This window comes from Eudoraea chungangensis, assembly GCF_029360665.1.
In the GTDB taxonomy this organism is placed as follows: domain Bacteria; phylum Bacteroidota; class Bacteroidia; order Flavobacteriales; family Flavobacteriaceae; genus Eudoraea; species Eudoraea chungangensis.
This window is the reverse complement of the sequence record NZ_JARDUB010000003.1, coordinates 20,009-36,725: the sequence shown is the minus strand read 5'-3', so window position 1 is coordinate 36,725 and position 16,717 is coordinate 20,009. Positions and strand designations below refer to the sequence as shown.

Annotated in this window: 18 protein-coding genes; 10 read left to right on the top strand and 8 right to left on the bottom strand. The window is 37.3% G+C overall.

Annotated features, from left to right (window positions below):
• Nucleotides 1-13: 13 nt before the first annotated feature.
• Nucleotides 14-1,879: a TonB-dependent receptor plug domain-containing protein gene (locus tag PXG98_RS07015; protein WP_276389892.1), complete on the top strand. Its 1,866-nt coding sequence runs from the start codon at nt 14-16 to the stop codon at nt 1,877-1,879.
• Here PXG98_RS07015 and PXG98_RS07010 read toward each other — a convergent pair.
• Nucleotides 1,863-3,350, bottom strand: a complete 1,488-nt coding sequence (locus PXG98_RS07010) for a S41 family peptidase (protein WP_276389891.1) — start codon at nt 3,348-3,350, stop codon at nt 1,863-1,865. The two genes, PXG98_RS07015 and PXG98_RS07010, sit on opposite strands and share 17 nt — an antisense overlap.
• A 239-nt stretch (nt 3,351-3,589) precedes the next feature.
• Between PXG98_RS07010 and PXG98_RS07005 the strand changes: the two genes are divergently transcribed.
• From PXG98_RS07005 to PXG98_RS06985, 5 genes are all read left to right on the top strand, one after another.
• On the top strand, nt 3,590-4,099 hold the full coding sequence (locus tag PXG98_RS07005; RefSeq protein WP_276390765.1) for an RNA polymerase sigma factor: 510 nt from the start codon (nt 3,590-3,592) through the stop codon (nt 4,097-4,099).
• Nucleotides 4,086-4,505, top strand: a complete 420-nt coding sequence (locus PXG98_RS07000; protein WP_276389889.1) for a hypothetical protein — start codon at nt 4,086-4,088, stop codon at nt 4,503-4,505. Before PXG98_RS07005 ends, PXG98_RS07000 begins: the two co-directional genes overlap by 14 nt.
• Nucleotides 4,506-4,516: 11 nt before the next feature.
• Entirely contained in the window at nt 4,517-5,062 is a 546-nt protein-coding gene (locus tag PXG98_RS06995) for a DUF4252 domain-containing protein (RefSeq protein ID WP_276389888.1), read from the top strand.
• 17 nt (nt 5,063-5,079) lie between these two features.
• Complete coding sequence (locus PXG98_RS06990; RefSeq protein ID WP_276389886.1) at nt 5,080-5,619, top strand: DUF4252 domain-containing protein; 540 nt, start codon at nt 5,080-5,082, stop codon at nt 5,617-5,619.
• Between the two features lie 143 nt (nt 5,620-5,762).
• Nucleotides 5,763-6,578 (top strand): mechanosensitive ion channel family protein, encoded by an 816-nt coding sequence (locus PXG98_RS06985; protein WP_276389885.1) that lies wholly within the window; start codon nt 5,763-5,765, stop codon nt 6,576-6,578.
• Nucleotides 6,579-6,625: 47 nt separating this feature from the next.
• On the opposite strand, the gene purB is transcribed toward PXG98_RS06985, so the two are convergent.
• Nucleotides 6,626-7,969 carry an adenylosuccinate lyase gene (gene purB / locus PXG98_RS06980; RefSeq protein WP_276389883.1) on the bottom strand — a complete coding sequence of 448 codons (1,344 nt, stop codon included), beginning with the start codon at nt 7,967-7,969 and terminating at the stop codon, nt 6,626-6,628.
• 271 nt (nt 7,970-8,240) lie between these two features.
• Nucleotides 8,241-8,636 carry a hypothetical protein gene (locus PXG98_RS06975; RefSeq protein WP_276389882.1) on the bottom strand — a complete coding sequence of 132 codons (396 nt, stop codon included), beginning with the start codon at nt 8,634-8,636 and terminating at the stop codon, nt 8,241-8,243.
• A 38-nt stretch (nt 8,637-8,674) separates the two neighbouring features.
• On the opposite strand from PXG98_RS06975, the gene PXG98_RS06970 reads away from it, so the two are divergent.
• On the top strand, nt 8,675-9,148 hold the full coding sequence (locus tag PXG98_RS06970; protein ID WP_276389880.1) for a heme-binding domain-containing protein: 474 nt from the start codon (nt 8,675-8,677) through the stop codon (nt 9,146-9,148).
• Here the strand turns inward: PXG98_RS06970 and PXG98_RS06965 are convergent.
• Nucleotides 9,111-9,803: an SIR2 family NAD-dependent protein deacylase gene (locus PXG98_RS06965; protein ID WP_276389879.1), complete on the bottom strand. Its 693-nt coding sequence runs from the start codon at nt 9,801-9,803 to the stop codon at nt 9,111-9,113. The two genes, PXG98_RS06970 and PXG98_RS06965, sit on opposite strands and share 38 nt — an antisense overlap.
• A 46-nt stretch (nt 9,804-9,849) precedes the next feature.
• On the opposite strand from PXG98_RS06965, the gene PXG98_RS06960 reads away from it, so the two are divergent.
• From PXG98_RS06960 to PXG98_RS06950, 3 genes are read left to right on the top strand one after another with little or no spacing between them, the layout of a single operon-like run.
• The gene (locus tag PXG98_RS06960; RefSeq protein WP_276389878.1) at nt 9,850-10,506 is read left to right on the top strand and encodes a TrmH family RNA methyltransferase; all 657 of its coding nucleotides are present in this window, start codon (nt 9,850-9,852) and stop codon (nt 10,504-10,506) included.
• A gap of 42 nt (nt 10,507-10,548) precedes the next feature.
• Nucleotides 10,549-11,079 (top strand): SRPBCC family protein, encoded by a 531-nt coding sequence (locus tag PXG98_RS06955; protein WP_276389877.1) that lies wholly within the window; start codon nt 10,549-10,551, stop codon nt 11,077-11,079.
• A gap of 9 nt (nt 11,080-11,088) precedes the next feature.
• Entirely contained in the window at nt 11,089-11,466 is a 378-nt protein-coding gene (locus PXG98_RS06950) for a VOC family protein (protein ID WP_276389876.1), read from the top strand.
• Here PXG98_RS06950 and PXG98_RS06945 read toward each other — a convergent pair.
• The 4 genes from PXG98_RS06945 to PXG98_RS06930 form a co-directional block, all read right to left on the bottom strand.
• The gene (locus tag PXG98_RS06945; RefSeq protein ID WP_276389875.1) at nt 11,463-13,157 is read right to left on the bottom strand and encodes an alpha-amylase family glycosyl hydrolase; all 1,695 of its coding nucleotides are present in this window, start codon (nt 13,155-13,157) and stop codon (nt 11,463-11,465) included. The two genes, PXG98_RS06950 and PXG98_RS06945, sit on opposite strands and share 4 nt — an antisense overlap.
• Before the next feature lie 134 nt (nt 13,158-13,291).
• Nucleotides 13,292-14,068, bottom strand: coding sequence for a carboxypeptidase-like regulatory domain-containing protein (locus PXG98_RS06940; RefSeq protein WP_276389874.1), 777 nt, complete (start codon nt 14,066-14,068; stop codon nt 13,292-13,294).
• 74 nt (nt 14,069-14,142) lie between these two features.
• Nucleotides 14,143-15,927 (bottom strand): DEAD/DEAH box helicase, encoded by a 1,785-nt coding sequence (locus PXG98_RS06935; protein WP_276389873.1) that lies wholly within the window; start codon nt 15,925-15,927, stop codon nt 14,143-14,145.
• Nucleotides 15,928-16,079: 152 nt separating this feature from the next.
• On the bottom strand, nt 16,080-16,658 hold the full coding sequence (locus tag PXG98_RS06930) for a non-canonical purine NTP diphosphatase (protein WP_276389872.1): 579 nt from the start codon (nt 16,656-16,658) through the stop codon (nt 16,080-16,082).
• Nucleotides 16,659-16,717 lie beyond the last annotated feature (59 nt).

The window sequence follows — 16,717 nt, the reverse complement described above, 5'->3', positions numbered from 1 at the left end:
TTAAATTGAAGATATGTTAAAGAAAGGCGTTCTATTTTGGATTCTCAGTTTGTTTATTAGTGCTTTCACCTTAGCCCAGGAAGAGGAGCAAATGGAAGTACAAGAATTAGATGAGGTGGTGGTTAGTGATTCGAGATTTTCTCTAAAAAGAGAGAATTCTGGTAAAACAGTAATACAAATTACCCAAGAGGATTTGGCCAAGAGCCAGGGGAAAACAGTAGCTGAAATTATTAATACGAAAAGCGGAATTGAAATTGCGGGTAGTAGAGGCAGAGAAGGGGAGGTATTAGGTGTATTTCCCAGAGGAGGTCGCGGTAGACAGGTTTTAATCTTAATAGATGGTGTTAGGGTATCCGACCCTTCTTCTTTTTCACAAGAATACGATCTTCGTCTACTGAATACTTCGGCGATAGAGTCTATTGAAATTATTAAAGGAGCCGCAAGTACCTTATATGGCATGAGTGCCGCAACCGCTGTGATTAACATAACCACCAAAGAGGCTTCAAATCGAAAAATTGCGGCCAATTTACAATCTAGTATTGGCACAAATCAATCGGCTACGGATCAAAATTTTAATATTGCTGAGTTTAGAAACGCTGCACTTATTAGCGGGAGCCTCGAGCGTTTTACCTATAATTTAGGTTTTTCTAATGCGTATTCTAACGGACTTTCTTCGATTATCACACCGGAAAATGAGGAAGATCCCTTTTCAAGATATAATGTTGATGTGAAAATTGGATATAATGTCAAGAATAATTTTAAACTAGTATTGTATTTGAACAATACGAATATTAAAACGGATTACGACGAATCCTTTGGAATGATAGATGCCCCTTATCAATTTCTATCCGAACAAACTAGGGTGGGTATTTCTTCGAAATGGTCTTACAAAAAGGGCGACATAAATCTTAATGCTGCCTATTCGGATTATAGCTCAGAAAATATTAGTGCTTTTCCATCGACCTTTGAGGGTAGTAATTATGTGGCCGACTTGTATAACCGTTACTCTTTTAGTGAGAATTTCCTAACAGTCGTGGGCCTTAACTACAACTTGGATAAAACTTTTATAGAAGAGAACCAAGAGTTTTCTCTGGTAGATCCCTATGCTAATATTGTGTATCTGTCGTCTTTTGGCTTAAATTTAAATGCTGGAACCAGACTTAATATTCACTCGGAATATGGCTCTCAATTGGTATACAATATAAATCCCTCATACACCTATAACCTGTCTTCTGGATATGTTAAATTCATGGGGACTTACGCCACTTCCTATATAACTCCCTCTTTGAGTCAGTTATATGGTATTTTTGGGGCAAATGATATGTTAGAGCCCGAAACTAATAGAACGATTGAGGGTGGTGCAGAGTACAAAACTTCCAAAGCTTTACGGCTAAGTCTTTTATACTTTAATAGAAAAGAAGAGAATTACGTTTTTTTTGACAATGATCTTTTTCAATATTTTAATGCCACTGAAGCAATTGATGTTCAAGGGGTAGAGGCAGAATTGCAATGGAAACCATTGGAAAAACTTTCAATCGATGCTAACTACACATTTACCGAACGTGTTGGGGATAACGCAATAAGGCTACCAAAGCATAAGCTTAATTTCCTGGCGGGATATTCCTTTAGCAAAAAAACCTTTGCTTCATTTTCCTATGCCTATACAGGGAAGCGAGTAGATACTAATTTTAATAGTTTTGAAGATGAAGTCCTAGACCCCTTCTCGCTCTTTGGTATCTATTTCGAACAAAAATTAATGCACGATCGTCTTAAGTTATTCTTAAATATCGATAACTTGTTTAATGAAGAGTTTACCGAGGTAATTGGTTTTACTACTAGAGGCAGAAACTTACGGATTGGACTTAATTTATCCCTTTAAATACAGCTGGACTTAAGTTTAAAGGCTTGTCCAAAATCATATTGTCTCCTATGGGTCTTTGCTTTTTGCTATCCGTAAAAGGCTTCACTGGCATCTTGGCCCGAAACTCCCTTTTGCCCACTATGCCAGTAATTTCTTCAATTGCCCTGGCCAGCAGAGGTTCGCTTGGGTCTCCAAGTACTCCTAGGTTTTCCAGGTCTTCGCTTAGTAATATATCGGGTGCAAATCCGGCAGTATAATCCGAAAAACCAACAGAATTTTCATTTCGGCCAACTAAGGGTTGAATAGCCCATTGATTATCTGGATTTATTTGATTCTCTCTTGAGGGACTATATACGAATGGTGCACCGTCTCTGTCTGGATCATCTACCAGCGTCAAGGAGAATTCATTTTTCCCTCTGGTCGTGTCTCCCACTTTAATAACATTCACATACGGGTTTAGCCCATTTATCACTAATTCACTGGCTGAGGCAGAACTATTGGTGGTGATAATATATACTTCACTCAGGTTCAGAGTGTTAAGAGGAGATCCTTCACTGGTTTGATCAGCAAAAAAGTCTACCAAATTTTCTTCGGAAAACTGTCCTTGCAACTTATCATTCCATCGTTGACGGATATACACATCGTTTGTGTTGGTTCCGTATACCATGCTAGAGAGCAGTCTTGAAGAATTTACGGATCCTCCAGAATTATACCTGAAATCCAATACTAAGTCTGTTACACCAGCTGATTTTAATTGGCCAAAAGCTGCATTAAGGTTTTCGTCGAATTCATTGGTAAAACCATTGTACATCAAATAGCCAATTGTTCTCCCATTAAGCTCAAAAGCTTCTGTAATAAAGACAGGATTTTCTACCAACCCATCTTGTTTTGTAAGCGCTACATTTTTGCCATTTGGAACTACATTACCGTCCTGAATATCTGCCATATTTAGCGTATAACTAGCATTATCACCAAATAGAAGGTCCCTGTAATTACCTTCAGTTAACGTTTGTCCGTCTACTCCTGAGAATAGCTCTCCACGGCTGATATCCTTATTAGAAGCATCCGAATTTGCAATTATATAGCGAACATATCCAAAGATATTATCGCTACCATCGCCCGCGAAGAATAATCCAAACTCTACACCATTGCTTCTAGATATACCAGATAAGTTTTCTGTTAATTCCTTGTAGTCTTCATTAAAAAAACTAAATCGATCTTCACCAAATCGCAATTGGCCATTAAAAAAAGCAGCAGGATCTTCTTCGGACTCTAGGAAAGTAGTGTATTCTTCATTGGTTGCAAACCTGTCATCGGCAAGATTTTCTACATCTGATTGCCAGAAATACCAAATATTCATGGCTTTCCACATAAAATCCTGTGTACTTACGGAAGGGGTACCCGGACCTTGAATACCATCATCATCATTTTTGCTACAGCTAATATATAGGAATAAGAAAACCACTAGGGCAAGGGCGTACTTCTTCATATTTCTAATTTTTTGGTAAATATACTTTCTTTAAACAATTTTTATACCAACTTTAGTATTCCTTAACAGTTTTTACCGCTGTATTCTTAGGTTAGGGCGTATCATAAATTGGCTTATTTGCTTATATTAATTTAAAGAATAAAAAGAATTTTACTGTCTGTGTAACAATTTTGAAGGTGCTTCGTCTTCCTTTTGTAACACACCAATAAATGGTTTATACAGAAACAGATCAACCAACAATGACACAGTCCGAGTTTCTAAATGTGGTAATGCCTTTTAAGGATAAGCTATACAGGCTTTCAAAAAGATTATTAGTCTCTGCAGAGGAGGCGGAAGATGCCACACAAGAGATTCTGATGAAGTTATGGGCAAAGAAGAAAAATATTGAAGGTTATAAGAATGTAGAGGCCTTTGCTATGACCATGACCAAGAATTTTTGTTTAGATAGGTTAAAATCCAAACAATCTAGTAATCTTAAGTTAGTACACAGTAATTACGAAGATGGCAGCAGGTCTTTGCAGAGCCAGGTAGAAACTAGAGATAGTATTAGTTGGGTAGAACGCATTATGCAAGAATTGCCCGAGCAACAAAAAATGGTACTACAGCTAAGAGATGTAGAGCAGTACGATTATAATGAAATTGCAGACCTTTTGGAGATGAAACCAACTGCAGTGAGAGTGGCTCTGTCTAGGGCGAGAAAAACAGTAAGAGAAAAATTAGTTCAAAAACATAATTATGGAATTGGATAGAAAAGAAAAATTATTAGAAAAATATTTCGAAGCTAGCACAACGGTAGCTGAAGAAAATGAACTTCGGGATTATTTTGCCAAGGAAGAGGTAGCTCCTCATTTAAAGCAATACGCCCCTATGTTCACTTATTTTTCTGAAGCCAAAGACGAACGGTTTACAAAGCAGGTTCCATTAAAACCTAGAGTAAATTTTTACAAATGGATTTCCGTTGCAGCGGTAGCAGTTATGGCCTTTGGTATATATTTCGGTAATGATTATCGGGAGCAAAGAGAAGCGGAGTATGCCTATAATCAGACTCGTATGGCACTTGGCTTATTAGCAGAAAATTTCGATCGTGGAACCGAAAAAGTAGCCTATTTAAAAGAGTTTGAAAACACAAAACAAAAAATTTATAAAAACAATTAAAATTTAAAGAGATGAGAAAGTATATATTAATTATTGCTTTGGCTGTAATGCCTTTGGTTGGTTTTTCACAGTCTATTTTTGATAAATATGAAGATTCTGACGCTGTAAGTTCAGTAGTTGTGAATAAGAACATGTTTAATTTATTGATGAAAATGGATGTGGATGTGGATGATCCTGAAGCACAAGAATTTATGGACATAGCCAAAAGTTTAAGTGGCCTAAAAGTCTTTATTACGGAAGATAAAGAAGTTTCTGCGGATATGCAGGCAACCGTAAATAAGTATTTAAAGTCTTCTTCTCTTGAAGAGTTAATGCGAGTGAAGGATAAGGATACCAACGTGAAATTCTATGTGAAGAATGGTAAAGATGATGACCATGTGAGCGAGCTTCTTATGTTTGTAACAGGGATTAAGAGCGATAATATTGAAATAGACAATAGAAATATTGAAACTGTTTTACTGACCTTGACGGGAGATATAGACCTTACTAAAATAGGTTCTCTTACCAAAAAGATGAATCTTCCTGAAGAGCTTAGTAAAGCAGAGAAAAAAGGTTAAACAGAAATAAAAGAACCATGAAAAAAACGTTAATAGTTATATCGGGAATGTTTTTACTGCTAATAGTTTCCTGTTCCTCCAGACAAAGCCTGCAGGAGTATTATGTTAGTAATTCTGAGAATCCAAACTTTATTTCCCTAGACGTGCCGGCAAGTATCCTTAATCTGCAGAGCAACAGTCTCACAGAGACACAGCGTGAAGGATTAGAATCTTTGCGAAAGCTGAATGTTTTAGCTTTTAGGGTTACGGAAGATAATAAGGCCGAGTTCCAAACAGAAAAGACCAGGGTAAACGCTATCCTGAATAACGATAAATATATTGAGTTAATGAAATTAAACTCTCAATATGGAAAAGGAGCGATAAAGTACCTAGGTGATGCGGATGCTATTGACGAAGTTATTATCTATGGAAGCAGCGAGGATAAAGGATTTGCCATAATTAGAGTACTGGGAAAAAATATGAATCCAACACAGTTAGTTCAGTTAATGGGGGCAATTCAGAATTCTGACTTTGACACTGCAGAACTTGGTGAAATAGGGGATTTTTTAAAGGGTTAAAGAGAAAAACTAAATAGTAAAAAAGCCTGCTCTTTTAAAAAAAGAGCAGGCTTTTTTGTTTGTAAAATTATCCATGTATGATTGTTGTGCTTCAGACATTTTTTTTATCTTCAAGGTCTTAAAAATTAAAGTAATAGGAACAAATGGAAAATGCAGAACTTTGGATTAATAAGGGAATAGACTTTGTTGTTGAATATGGTCCCAAACTGGTAGGTGCAATTCTCATTTTTATTATCGGCTCTTGGGTAATAAAAAAGATAATTGGTGCTGCCCGAAAGATGATGGCAAAGGGTAAATACGACCCCTCTCTTCAGAGCTTTTTGCTTAACCTCGCTAATTGGGGATTAAAAGTTCTTCTAATCATTATTGTTATATCCACGCTGGGCGTTAATGTGACTACATTTGCTGCGGTTATTGCCGCTGCCGGTTTAGCAGTTGGCCTAGCCCTGCAAGGCTCTCTATCTAACTTCGCCGGAGGAGTTCTGATAATGATTTTTAAACCATACGAACTGGGTGATCTTATAGAAGCACAAGGCATATTAGGCGTAGTAAAAGAAATAGATATCTTCACAACCAAATTAATTACGCCTCAGAATAAACAGGCAATAGTTCCAAATGGCGCAATGGCTAATGGAAATATTGTGAATTTTACGGCAGAAGGGAAAATAAGAATTGATCTGGTTATTGGTGTGGGCTACGATGAAGATATTAAGAAAACAAAAGAAGTGCTACTTAATGTTTTAACTTCTAATGCCAAGGTTTTAAAAGAGCCGGCGCCCTCCGTAAATGTTTTAGAATTGGCTGATAGTTCTGTTAATTTTGCCGTAAGACCCTATTCCAAACCGGAAGATTATTGGGATGTGTATTTTGGAACGGTAGAGGACTGTAAACTAGCACTAGATGCTGCAGGAATAGAAATTCCTTATCCACACTCTGTTGAAATACATAAAGATTCCTAATTATAAAAAAGCTAAAAAGAACACCTAAAAAGCTGCCCTTATGCAGCTCAAATGCCGGTGTAATTGCTTGGGTTAATCAATTTTAACTCCTGCTTGAGGGTCTCTGTTATTTCCAATGTATCAATAAATTCATAAATAGAGCTTTGGGTAATACCGGCATTTGTTCTTGTTAACCCTTTTAGAGCCTCATAAGGGTTTGGGTAGCCTTCTCTCCTTAAGATTGTTTGTATTGCTTCGGCTACTACTGCCCAATTGTCTTCAAGATCTTCCTTAAACTTATCTTCATTCAACAAGAGTTTATTAAGTCCTTTTAGACAAGCTTTGATAGACAATATTGTATGCGCTACAGGCACCCCAACGTTTCTTAATACCGTACTATCGGTTAAGTCTCTCTGCATTCTGGAAATGGGCAGCTTGGCTGCTAGATGTTCAAAAATGGCATTTGCTATTCCTAAATTTCCTTCCGAATTTTCAAAATCGATGGGATTTACCTTATGTGGCATGGCCGAGGAACCAACCTCTCCGGCCTTTATTTTCTGCTTAAAGTATTCCATAGAGATATAGGTCCACATATCTCTATCTAAATCGATTAGTATGGTATTAATTCTTTTTAAATTGTCGAAAAGGCCAGCTAGGTGGTCGTAGTGTTCTATTTGCGTTGTTGGAAAAGAATGTTTTAAACCAAGTCGATCTTCCACAAAGTGTTTCCCGAATTCTTTCCAATCAAGCGATGGATAGGCTATCTGGTGGGCATTAAAATTTCCTGTCGCTCCACCAAATTTAGCTGCATGAGGGGCTAATTTGAGCTGTTTTAACTGCTCTTCAAGCCGTACAACAAAAACCATTATTTCTTTCCCCAATCGGGTAGGGGACGCCGGCTGGCCGTGCGTTCTGGCAAGCATTGGCACTCCCTCCCATTCTTTTGCATACCCTAGGAGAGTAGCTATTAAAGTCTCTAAAAGAGGATAATAAACATCCTCAATAGATTCCTTGACTGATAATGGAATTGCAGTATTATTAATATCTTGAGAAGTTAGTCCAAAGTGTATAAACTCCTTGTATTTCTGATGTCCCAATCTGTCAAATTTGTCTTTAACAAAATACTCAACGGCCTTCACGTCATGATTAGTGGTTCGTTCTATTTCCTTGATAGCCAGAGCATCTTCCGTACTAAAGGATTTGTAAATCGACTGTAATTCTATTTTTTGTGTTTCAGAGAGCTTGGGAAGTTGTTCGAGATTAAAATCACAAAGAGCGATAAAATACTCGATCTCTACTAAAACTCTATATCTAATAAGTGCTTCTTCAGAAAAGTAGTTCGCGAGGTCCTCCACTTTTGATCGATAGCGCCCATCTATGGGAGAAATAGCGTTTAAAGAGTTTAAAGACATAGTTATAAATGTTGAAGAGTTTTAGAAAGTTGCAAAGATACTTAATGGCCTTCATTATAAAAACTTTCCGGAAGGGAAGTTCTTCCTAAATGGTTTGCTATATTATTACCGTAAAAGAGCTAAAATTTCACGTGCTCTTGCTTTGTATGCGGGGCTTCCTTCTGAGTAGTCCTGTTCCAGAACCAACTTAAGTTCAGGTCTTATCCATTTTATCTTGCTACCTAGATAGTAAAGGGATATCATAGAATAAGCCTTGCTGGCCACTTTGTAATCACCAATTAACCAATCGAAACAGGCCGTAGCTATCTGTTCTAAATGTTTGTCCGTGACAATCGCCAATGTTTTGTCCTGCTTTTTTTTTAAAATAAGAAAGAATTAATATTTCACAGAGTTTGGCCATGGGTCTTATTGAAGAATCCTCTTTTAGTCCAGAAAGATTTTCCGTAAAAATATTGAGATGAGCATGTAATAGGTTTAGGTCCGACTTGGCAACAAACTCAACAATCCAGCAAGCCTTGTTGGCGAGTTCCCCTTCTTCTGAAAATGCAATTCTCATTAACGGCTCCATAAGTGATGGGTTGCGGATAACGATATCCGCAAGATTTTGCCGTTTAACTCTGCTGGCATCGATAGATTTTATTAAAGGAACTAAGTTTGAAATATCCACAAAAGTTGTAATTTTCCGGCGTAATAAATGCCCCAAACATGAAATTACTTAAAAATACAGCAAAATTTATTTTGCTGTTCTTTGTACTATTACAATTTTTTAAACCTAGTAAAAATTTAGAGCAAGGAGAGCATTTGCATGGTTTTTTAAAAGATGCCAATCCTTCAGAAGAAATACAAAGAGTCTTGCAGGACAGTTGTTATAATTGTCATAGCAACCAAACCAATTATCCATGGTATAATAATATAGCCCCTGTTTCATTCTTCCTGGCTAATGATATTTCTAAGGGAAAAGAAAAACTGAATTTCTCCGGATGGCAGAACTATTCTCAGATGGAGAAAAAACAACTTATAGAGGAGATTCATTTGGTAATTGAAAACCATGCCCTGCCCATGCCCGCCTATACTCTACTTCATTCCGAATCGAAAATATCGAATGATCAAAAGGAAAAACTCTTAGAATGGGCAAGAAGAACTAGCGCAATTTATGCATTAGGTCCTTTACCAAAATAGGAACTCCCTCTGCGGATGTCTTTCTGATTATTTTTAAATTAGGACAGAAATCTTCTTCTACAGATGGTCTGGGATCCACAAAAAACTTAGGACTGTTTACTGGCGCATAATGAATCAGACTTGCGGCCGGATAGACTTGAAGCGAGGTTCCTATCATTATTAGAATATCTGCCTTAGAGGTTAATTCAGCGGCTTTTGGAAGTAAGGGGACTTCTTCACCAAACCATACAATATCGGGCCTTAATTGACAGCCGTCCTCAGCAGTTTGTCCCAGGATTAAATCTTCTTTCCATTGTAAAGAAATATTCGGGTTAGCCATACTTCTAACCTTTAGTAATTCACCATGTAAATGGAGGACATTAGTACTGCCCGCTCGTTCGTGTAGGTCGTCCACATTTTGGGTAATTATGTTTACTAAAAAACACTTTTCTAATTCGGCAATTGCTAAATGCCCTGCATTTGGAACTACCTCTTTAAGCTGCCGTCTTCTCAGATTGTAGAAATCTAATACTAGTTCAGGGTTTTTACGGAATCCTTGGGGAGAGGCTACCGACATCACGTCGTGTCCTTCCCATAAACCATCCGCATCTCTAAAGGTATGGATGCCACTATCGGCACTCATGCCTGCTCCGCTAAGTACAACAATGTTGTTCATACTGTAAATTGAAACTAAATATACGTGATTTTCCTATCTTAGGGTTATGGTAGATATGGCACTGCTTGCGTATTTGGAGACATTTCTAACTGCTGAACGTAAGGAACGTTTTTTAGAAGTGCTCAATCTGCGTACTAAATTTTTAACTGTGGTTATGGAAGATGTATACCAGCTTCACAATACTAGTGCAGTATTACGGAGTTGTGAAGTATTTGGTATTCAGGAGCTACATCTTATAGAAAATAGGTATGGGGATCGGTTAGATAAGAATATCGCAATGGGTGCAGAAAAATGGGTCGATTTAAGGCGATACGACGATGCTGTTAGTTGTATCAAGAAGCTCAAATCAGAAGGCTATCGTATTGTGGCTACAAGTCCGGACAAATCTGGCAAACTTGTAGACAATTTAACAGTAGACAAGCCTATGGCTCTTTTCTTTGGAACAGAGAAAGACGGGCTAACTAAGAATGTATTTAAAAAAGCCGACGATCTTATTAGAATTCCAATGCTTGGATTTACAGAAAGTCTCAATATTTCTGTAGCGGTTGCCATTATCTTACAGCAATTATCCCAGAGGTTAAGAGATTCGGAAGTGCCGTGGCATCTGTCTGAAGAGGAAATTTTAGAAAAGCGCTTGGATTGGGCAAAGAAGTCAATTAAAAGTTGTGATCAGATCATTAATCGCTACTACCAAAAGCTATAATTTTTTAGTATCTTTAGATACAACCAATTAATATTCAGGTAAATGACAACAATTTTATACATTTTGGCGGCAGTAATTCTACTAATTCTGGTATTAGGGATTATAGCTCCCAAGACCTATCATGTAAACAGACTAGTTGAAATAAACAAACCAACAAAGGAGGTTTTTGAATATTTGAAATATTTAAAAAATCAAGATGCGTGGAGCCCTTGGATGAAAAAAGATCCAAATATGAAGAAAGAATTTGTAGGTGTTGACGGGACTTCTGGGTTTTTAAGTAAATGGGAAGGTAATAAAGAAGTAGGCAGTGGGGAGCAGGAAATAACCAATATTGTGGATAATGAAATAATCGAAAGTCAATTAAGGTTTTTTAAACCGTATAAATCAGAATCCGATGCCTATCTAAAAGTTAAAGAATTGGGAAGTGATAGTACTGAAGTTAGCTGGGGTTTTTCTGGTAAAAACAAGTTTCCAATGAGTATAATGATGCTTTTTATGAATATGGATAAAATGGTAGGGAAAGAATTTGAGGAAGGACTTGCCAGTTTGAAAGCCATTATGGAAAAGGCATAAAATAGAAACATGGACCAAAATCTAATAGTTTGGATTGAAATTCCGGTTATCAACATGGAACGGGCCATTACTTTTTATGAGAAGGTTTTTAGGATCAAGATTTCGCTACACAAGCTAGAAGGATTTGTTATGGGGTGGTTTCCCAATTTTCAGGATAAGAATGGTACTTCTGGTGCATTAGTTAAACACGATTCGTATATTCCAAGCAATAAAGCAGGACCACTTCTGTATTTTTCCTGTAAGGACCTGTCTCAGGAACTAGATAGAATAAAGGAAGCTGGGGGCAACATTCTTCAAGATAAAACGGCTATAGGAGAAGGCCACGGCTATATGGCTTTGTTTTTAGATTGCGAGGGAAATAGAATTGCTCTTCATTCTTCCACCTAATCGGCTAGTTCCAATAGGGCCATGGTATGGTTATTTTCAAGATATACTTTCCCGTTTTTAACCTCTACTTCTGTTTCGGAATAGGTATCGTATAGTTTGGTTCCGTCTCCAAAAAACCCCTTTACCCAAAGGTATTTTTTTCCTTTAGGTAGTTCTAAACCAACAACTACTTTGTCTTTGTAATCTTCATCTATATATGTTCTACTAAAAACATAGGGCTTTTTAGCCAATCTTTTGTGTTTACCTGCACCAATCGCAGGATGATTTTTTCTAAAGCTTCCCAATTTTTGCCAATGCGCCATTAATTCTTGGATTTTAGGAAGACTATCTATTTCTTTCCAATTCATAAATGATCTAAGTGTTGCATCGCCAACGGCACCTTCTATGGTTAGATCTCTATTAGACTCATCACCATAATAAATCTGTGCAGTGCCAGGGGTTAGCAAAAGAACGTTAGCTGCCTTAAAAGAGTTTTGTCTTTCTTTATCAAACGGACTTTGATCATCATGGGAGGTTAAATAATTAACAACCCCTCTATCTTTTAATTTAGTGTTTAATAGCTTACTATATTTCTTGAAAATGGTTTCATAGTCTTTATGGGCATCTTTTTTCAGATCAAAGTTGATTAAACTATGAAAGCCATAGTTAAAATAATCTACTTTTTTATCTCCGAAATCATATGCTCTTCCTTTTGAAATCTCATAGCCGTAAACTTCACCGACCATATAAAATGGATTTTCGTCTAGTACTTCTTGCGGATGCTTTTTCTTCCATGTTTCAAAGGCATAGGATGCTTGGGCATATAATTCTGCCCAAGTATGCTCGTCGGCGTGTTTTACTGTGTCTACTCTAAAGCCATCAACACCCAAGTCGTTTACATAGTCCGTAAGCCATTTAATTATGTAAAAACGCGGTGCTCTTGGATAGCCAGTTCTTTCAAAAAAAAGTTGCAATTCATCTAGCTCGGTACTTAACCTGCCTTCTTGTTTCCATTTAGCCAAAAGAGGATCTGGTAATTCCACGGCTTGGTCAGATTCTGTATAGATATCTGGTAGGTTTTCAACCAAAGTGCAGCTAGTGGTATTTTGATAAGTTGTGTTCTCACAAAGTGGGGTAGTTCTTACCCATTCGTCAGGCCAAACCGGATCCTCTTCCGTTACGGGCCCTGTATGATTAACAACAACATCCATTAATACGCGAATGTTATGGCTATGTGCCTCTTTTACTAGTTGTTCCAGATCTTTTTTTGTGCCAAAATTAGGGTCTAATGCAGTCCAATCTTTGGCCCAATAACCATGATACCCATAGGAATTGCCAGTTCCTTCATCTGTGTCCCCATGGATTTGTTCTACTACAGGGGTAAACCAAATGGCATTTACTCCTAATTTTGTAAAATAGCCCTCTTTAATTTTATTAGTAATTCCTTTTATATCTCCTCCCATAAAGCCTCTTAATACACCTGTTTCATTTGTTCTTTCTAAGGTAATGTCGTTCGTGAGGTCTCCATTATTAAATCTGTCGGTTAACAAGAAATAAATAGTGGCTCCTTCCCATAGGAAAGGAACTTCTTTTTCTTTTTCAAGGCCAGCAGTAGTTTGTGAATTAGCAGGTACAGGTTCTTGGGAAGATTTATTCTCTTTACAGCTAAAAAAAATTGCAAAAATTGCAGTGGCAACAAGCAGTTTTTTCATGTTTATAGATTTTTCTTAAAACTATAAAATGAATGCCGGAATATGAAATTTATTTGCCAATTTGCTGCTCTTCTGTAAAACATATGCTTAGGCCTTGCTTATTGTGTTAAGGCTTAGTCTCTTAGCTTATGTGTCTATTTGCGATTAAGTACCTTATATTCTTCGTAACAACTGCTTATTGCATCTAAAATCTGAAGATCATTCGCAGTTTTTATGAAAGATGTAGAATAATTGCAGTTAGAAAGAATATCATCTATGTCTACCTTGTCTATTTGTAACAATTCGGTAAGTGTTTCTCTATCAAATTTAGATGCCAACAAATCTCTTATATCATCATCTTCTTTAATCTGCCTCATTTTTCTCATTTGTGCAGGTTTTTTGCCAAATAAGTTCCTAAGCAGATCGGCAGGATTTAAGATAGAGCCCAATACCTTAGTAACCGCACCTGGACTTTTACTTCCAGCCTCATAGCTGGTTGGTAATCCTGAGATGCTATACTGATAGGAGTTGTTTATTGGTAAATTTTTAATATCGATTTCCAAATACCCGGTCAATGAGTAGGGTCGAACAACCACTTCTTCTAATGCATATGCTAATTCGGTAAGGGCAATTTTAGTGTCTTTAAAGCGAAACATATCATTAGTTACCCTAATTTTCTGCGATTTAAAACCCAGATAGGAGAAATAAAGTGTATCGTTGACTGCTGCCGTCATAGAAAACTCTCCTTTTTTATTGGTAATGGTACCAACCACTCTGTTAAGATTTACAACGTGAACACTTTCTAATGGGCTGCTAGACTGTGCATTGACTACAATGGCTTGAAACTCCTGCACAACCGGCTCTCCTTCAGATTCCTGAGAAAATCCGACTAAAGAGATTAAGCATAGAGTACATATTAAAAACTTCTTCATAAAGTACAGTGGAACTTTAGTCCACGAATAAAGTGAAAAAAGGTCGCTAAAGCCAATTTTTATTATAGAATTAACTAATAAAACCCATCTCTCTTCTTGCTCCTTCTACCGGAGGAAGCGGATCTTCTAGATCCTCCAGACCCTTTGGAGAAATTCGAATCTTTCTTCCTCCCTTTTCCTCTGGATTTTTCTCCATATTTATTATTCGATCTTCGCGAATCTTTATCCCGTCTTCTCTTACGACCTCCTCCTGGGTTGTCCGAAACTTCAACATTTATGAAACGTCCTTTTACCTTAAAGTCGGTAAAGGTTTCAAGGATAAAGTCTTTGTATTGCGAATCTGCATTGAAAAAAGCAAAACTATCTTTTACGTCGACCTTATACAAATCTTCTTTGCCTAGGGAGAGAGTATCCTTTAGAAAGTCTTTTAACGACATCCAATCGTAACCATCTCTTTCACCGATATTAATAAAATATCGAACAGAGCCCGAGTCTGACTGGAAATCTTTTTCCTTTCTATTCCCACGATCACCATCGGTAGTATTCAGATCTTTACTTCGATTGTAATAATTAAAAAAGCGAGTAAATTCTACAGAAACAATTTTTTGTATCAATTCCTCTCTATCCAAGCCTTCCAATACGTCGTGAATAGCTGGAAGATAGTTGTTTACTTCCTCATTTATTTTGGTATTGCGTATCCTGTTAGCTAGGTGGTATAACTGAATTTCGCAAATCTCTATTCCGGTAGGAATCTTTTTGCTGATAAATTTTTGTTGAATTTTCTTTTCAATGGCTCCAATCTTCCGAAGTTCACTTCGGGTTACAATGACCATAGATATCCCAGATTTCCCAGCACGTCCTGTTCTTCCGCTTCTATGCGTATAGGTCTCAATTTCGTCTGGCAGCTGATAGTTGATAACATGGGTAATGTCGTCTACATCAATTCCTCTGGCAGCAACATCGGTGGCAACTAACATCTGAATTTGCTTCTTTCGAAAAGCATTCATTACCAAATCTCGCTGATTCTGACTTAAATCTCCATGCAGAGCACCGGCATTATACCCATCTTCAATAAGTTTTTCAGCTACTTTCTGGGTATCTCTTTTAGTTCTACAAAAAACCACTGAAAAAATCCCGGGATTGGCATCAGCCAGCCTTTTTAGAGCAGGATACCTGTCTCTGCCTCCTACGGTATAATACTCGTGCTGTACCGTATCTACACCAGAATTCTTAGATCCAACGGTGATCTCCGCTGGCTTATGCATAAACTTTTTAGCTATAGAGGCTACTTCTTTTGGCATGGTAGCCGAAAAGAGCCAGGTAGATTTAGATTCGGGCGTATTGGAGAGTATGTCTTTGATATCTTCATAAAACCCCATGTTTAGCATTTCATCCGCTTCATCTAAAACACAATAGTCTATTTTGGATATATCTATAATTCCTCTGCCAATCATGTCTTTCATTCGACCAGGAGTTGCAACGATTATTTGTGCTCCTCGCTTAATCTGTCTGGCCTGTTCTGTAATACTTGCTCCTCCGTAAACAGCTACAATGTTTAGCCCTTTTACATATTTGGAATACAGTTGCATTTCATTGGTAATCTGTAAACAAAGCTCTCTAGTAGGGGAAAGTATTAATCCTTGTGTTGTTCTGCTACTATGGTCAATTTTCTGAATTAAAGGAAAACCAAAAGCTGCTGTTTTTCCAGTACCCGTTTGGGCCAAGGCCACCAGGTCGATTTCGTCACTTAGGAGTAGTGGAATAGATTTTTCTTGTACTTCTGATGGGGTATCAAAGCCCATATCGGTAATGGCATCTAATAGGGACTTCTCTAGCCCTAACGCCTCAAATTTTGTCATAATATGTTAATTTACTTAATCGCAAATATTTATGTTGCATAGAGCGATTGTTCATCTAACCTAAAAGACCCAGCGCAACACATGCTATACCAGCGGCATTAATTTAAGGCGCAAAGATACTCTTATTTATTAAGAACCAATACTTAAAAGAATTATAATGTTTTGCGGAGATAGGTATTTAAATATTCTAAGGCCCTTCCTCTATGACTGATTGAATTTTTTTCTTCAGGTGTCATTTGTGCGAAGCTTTTTTGGTATCCTTTTGGGATAAAAATTGGGTCATATCCAAAGCCTTTTTTTCCCATTCTTTCTTTGCTTATTTGTCCTTCAATAATTCCTTTAAAAAAATGCGTAGACCCATCTAAGTTTAAGGCAATGGAAGTGATAAATCTCGCCGCCCGGTTTGATTTATTTTTCATTTTGTGTAAAACTTTATCAATATTATCATCTGCTGTGGCTTGAAGACCTGCATACCTTGCCGAATATACCCCAGGCGCCCCATTAAGAGCATCTATTAGGAGCCCTGTATCGTCAGCAAAACTCCCGAGGGCATATTTGTTCCAAACAAATTCTGCTTTTAATTGAGCATTTCCATCTAAAGTGTCTGCAGTCTCCGGGATATCTTCGTGGCAATGAAGTTCTGCAAGTGAGATAATATTAATTTCAGACGGCAACAAGAGTTTTACCTCTTTAATCTTATTCCTGTTTTGAGTGGCGAAAACAAGTTTCATAGCTATAATTATTGGTCAAAAAGAGATTAAAAAGAAATCAAAAGTAGTAATTTTATCAG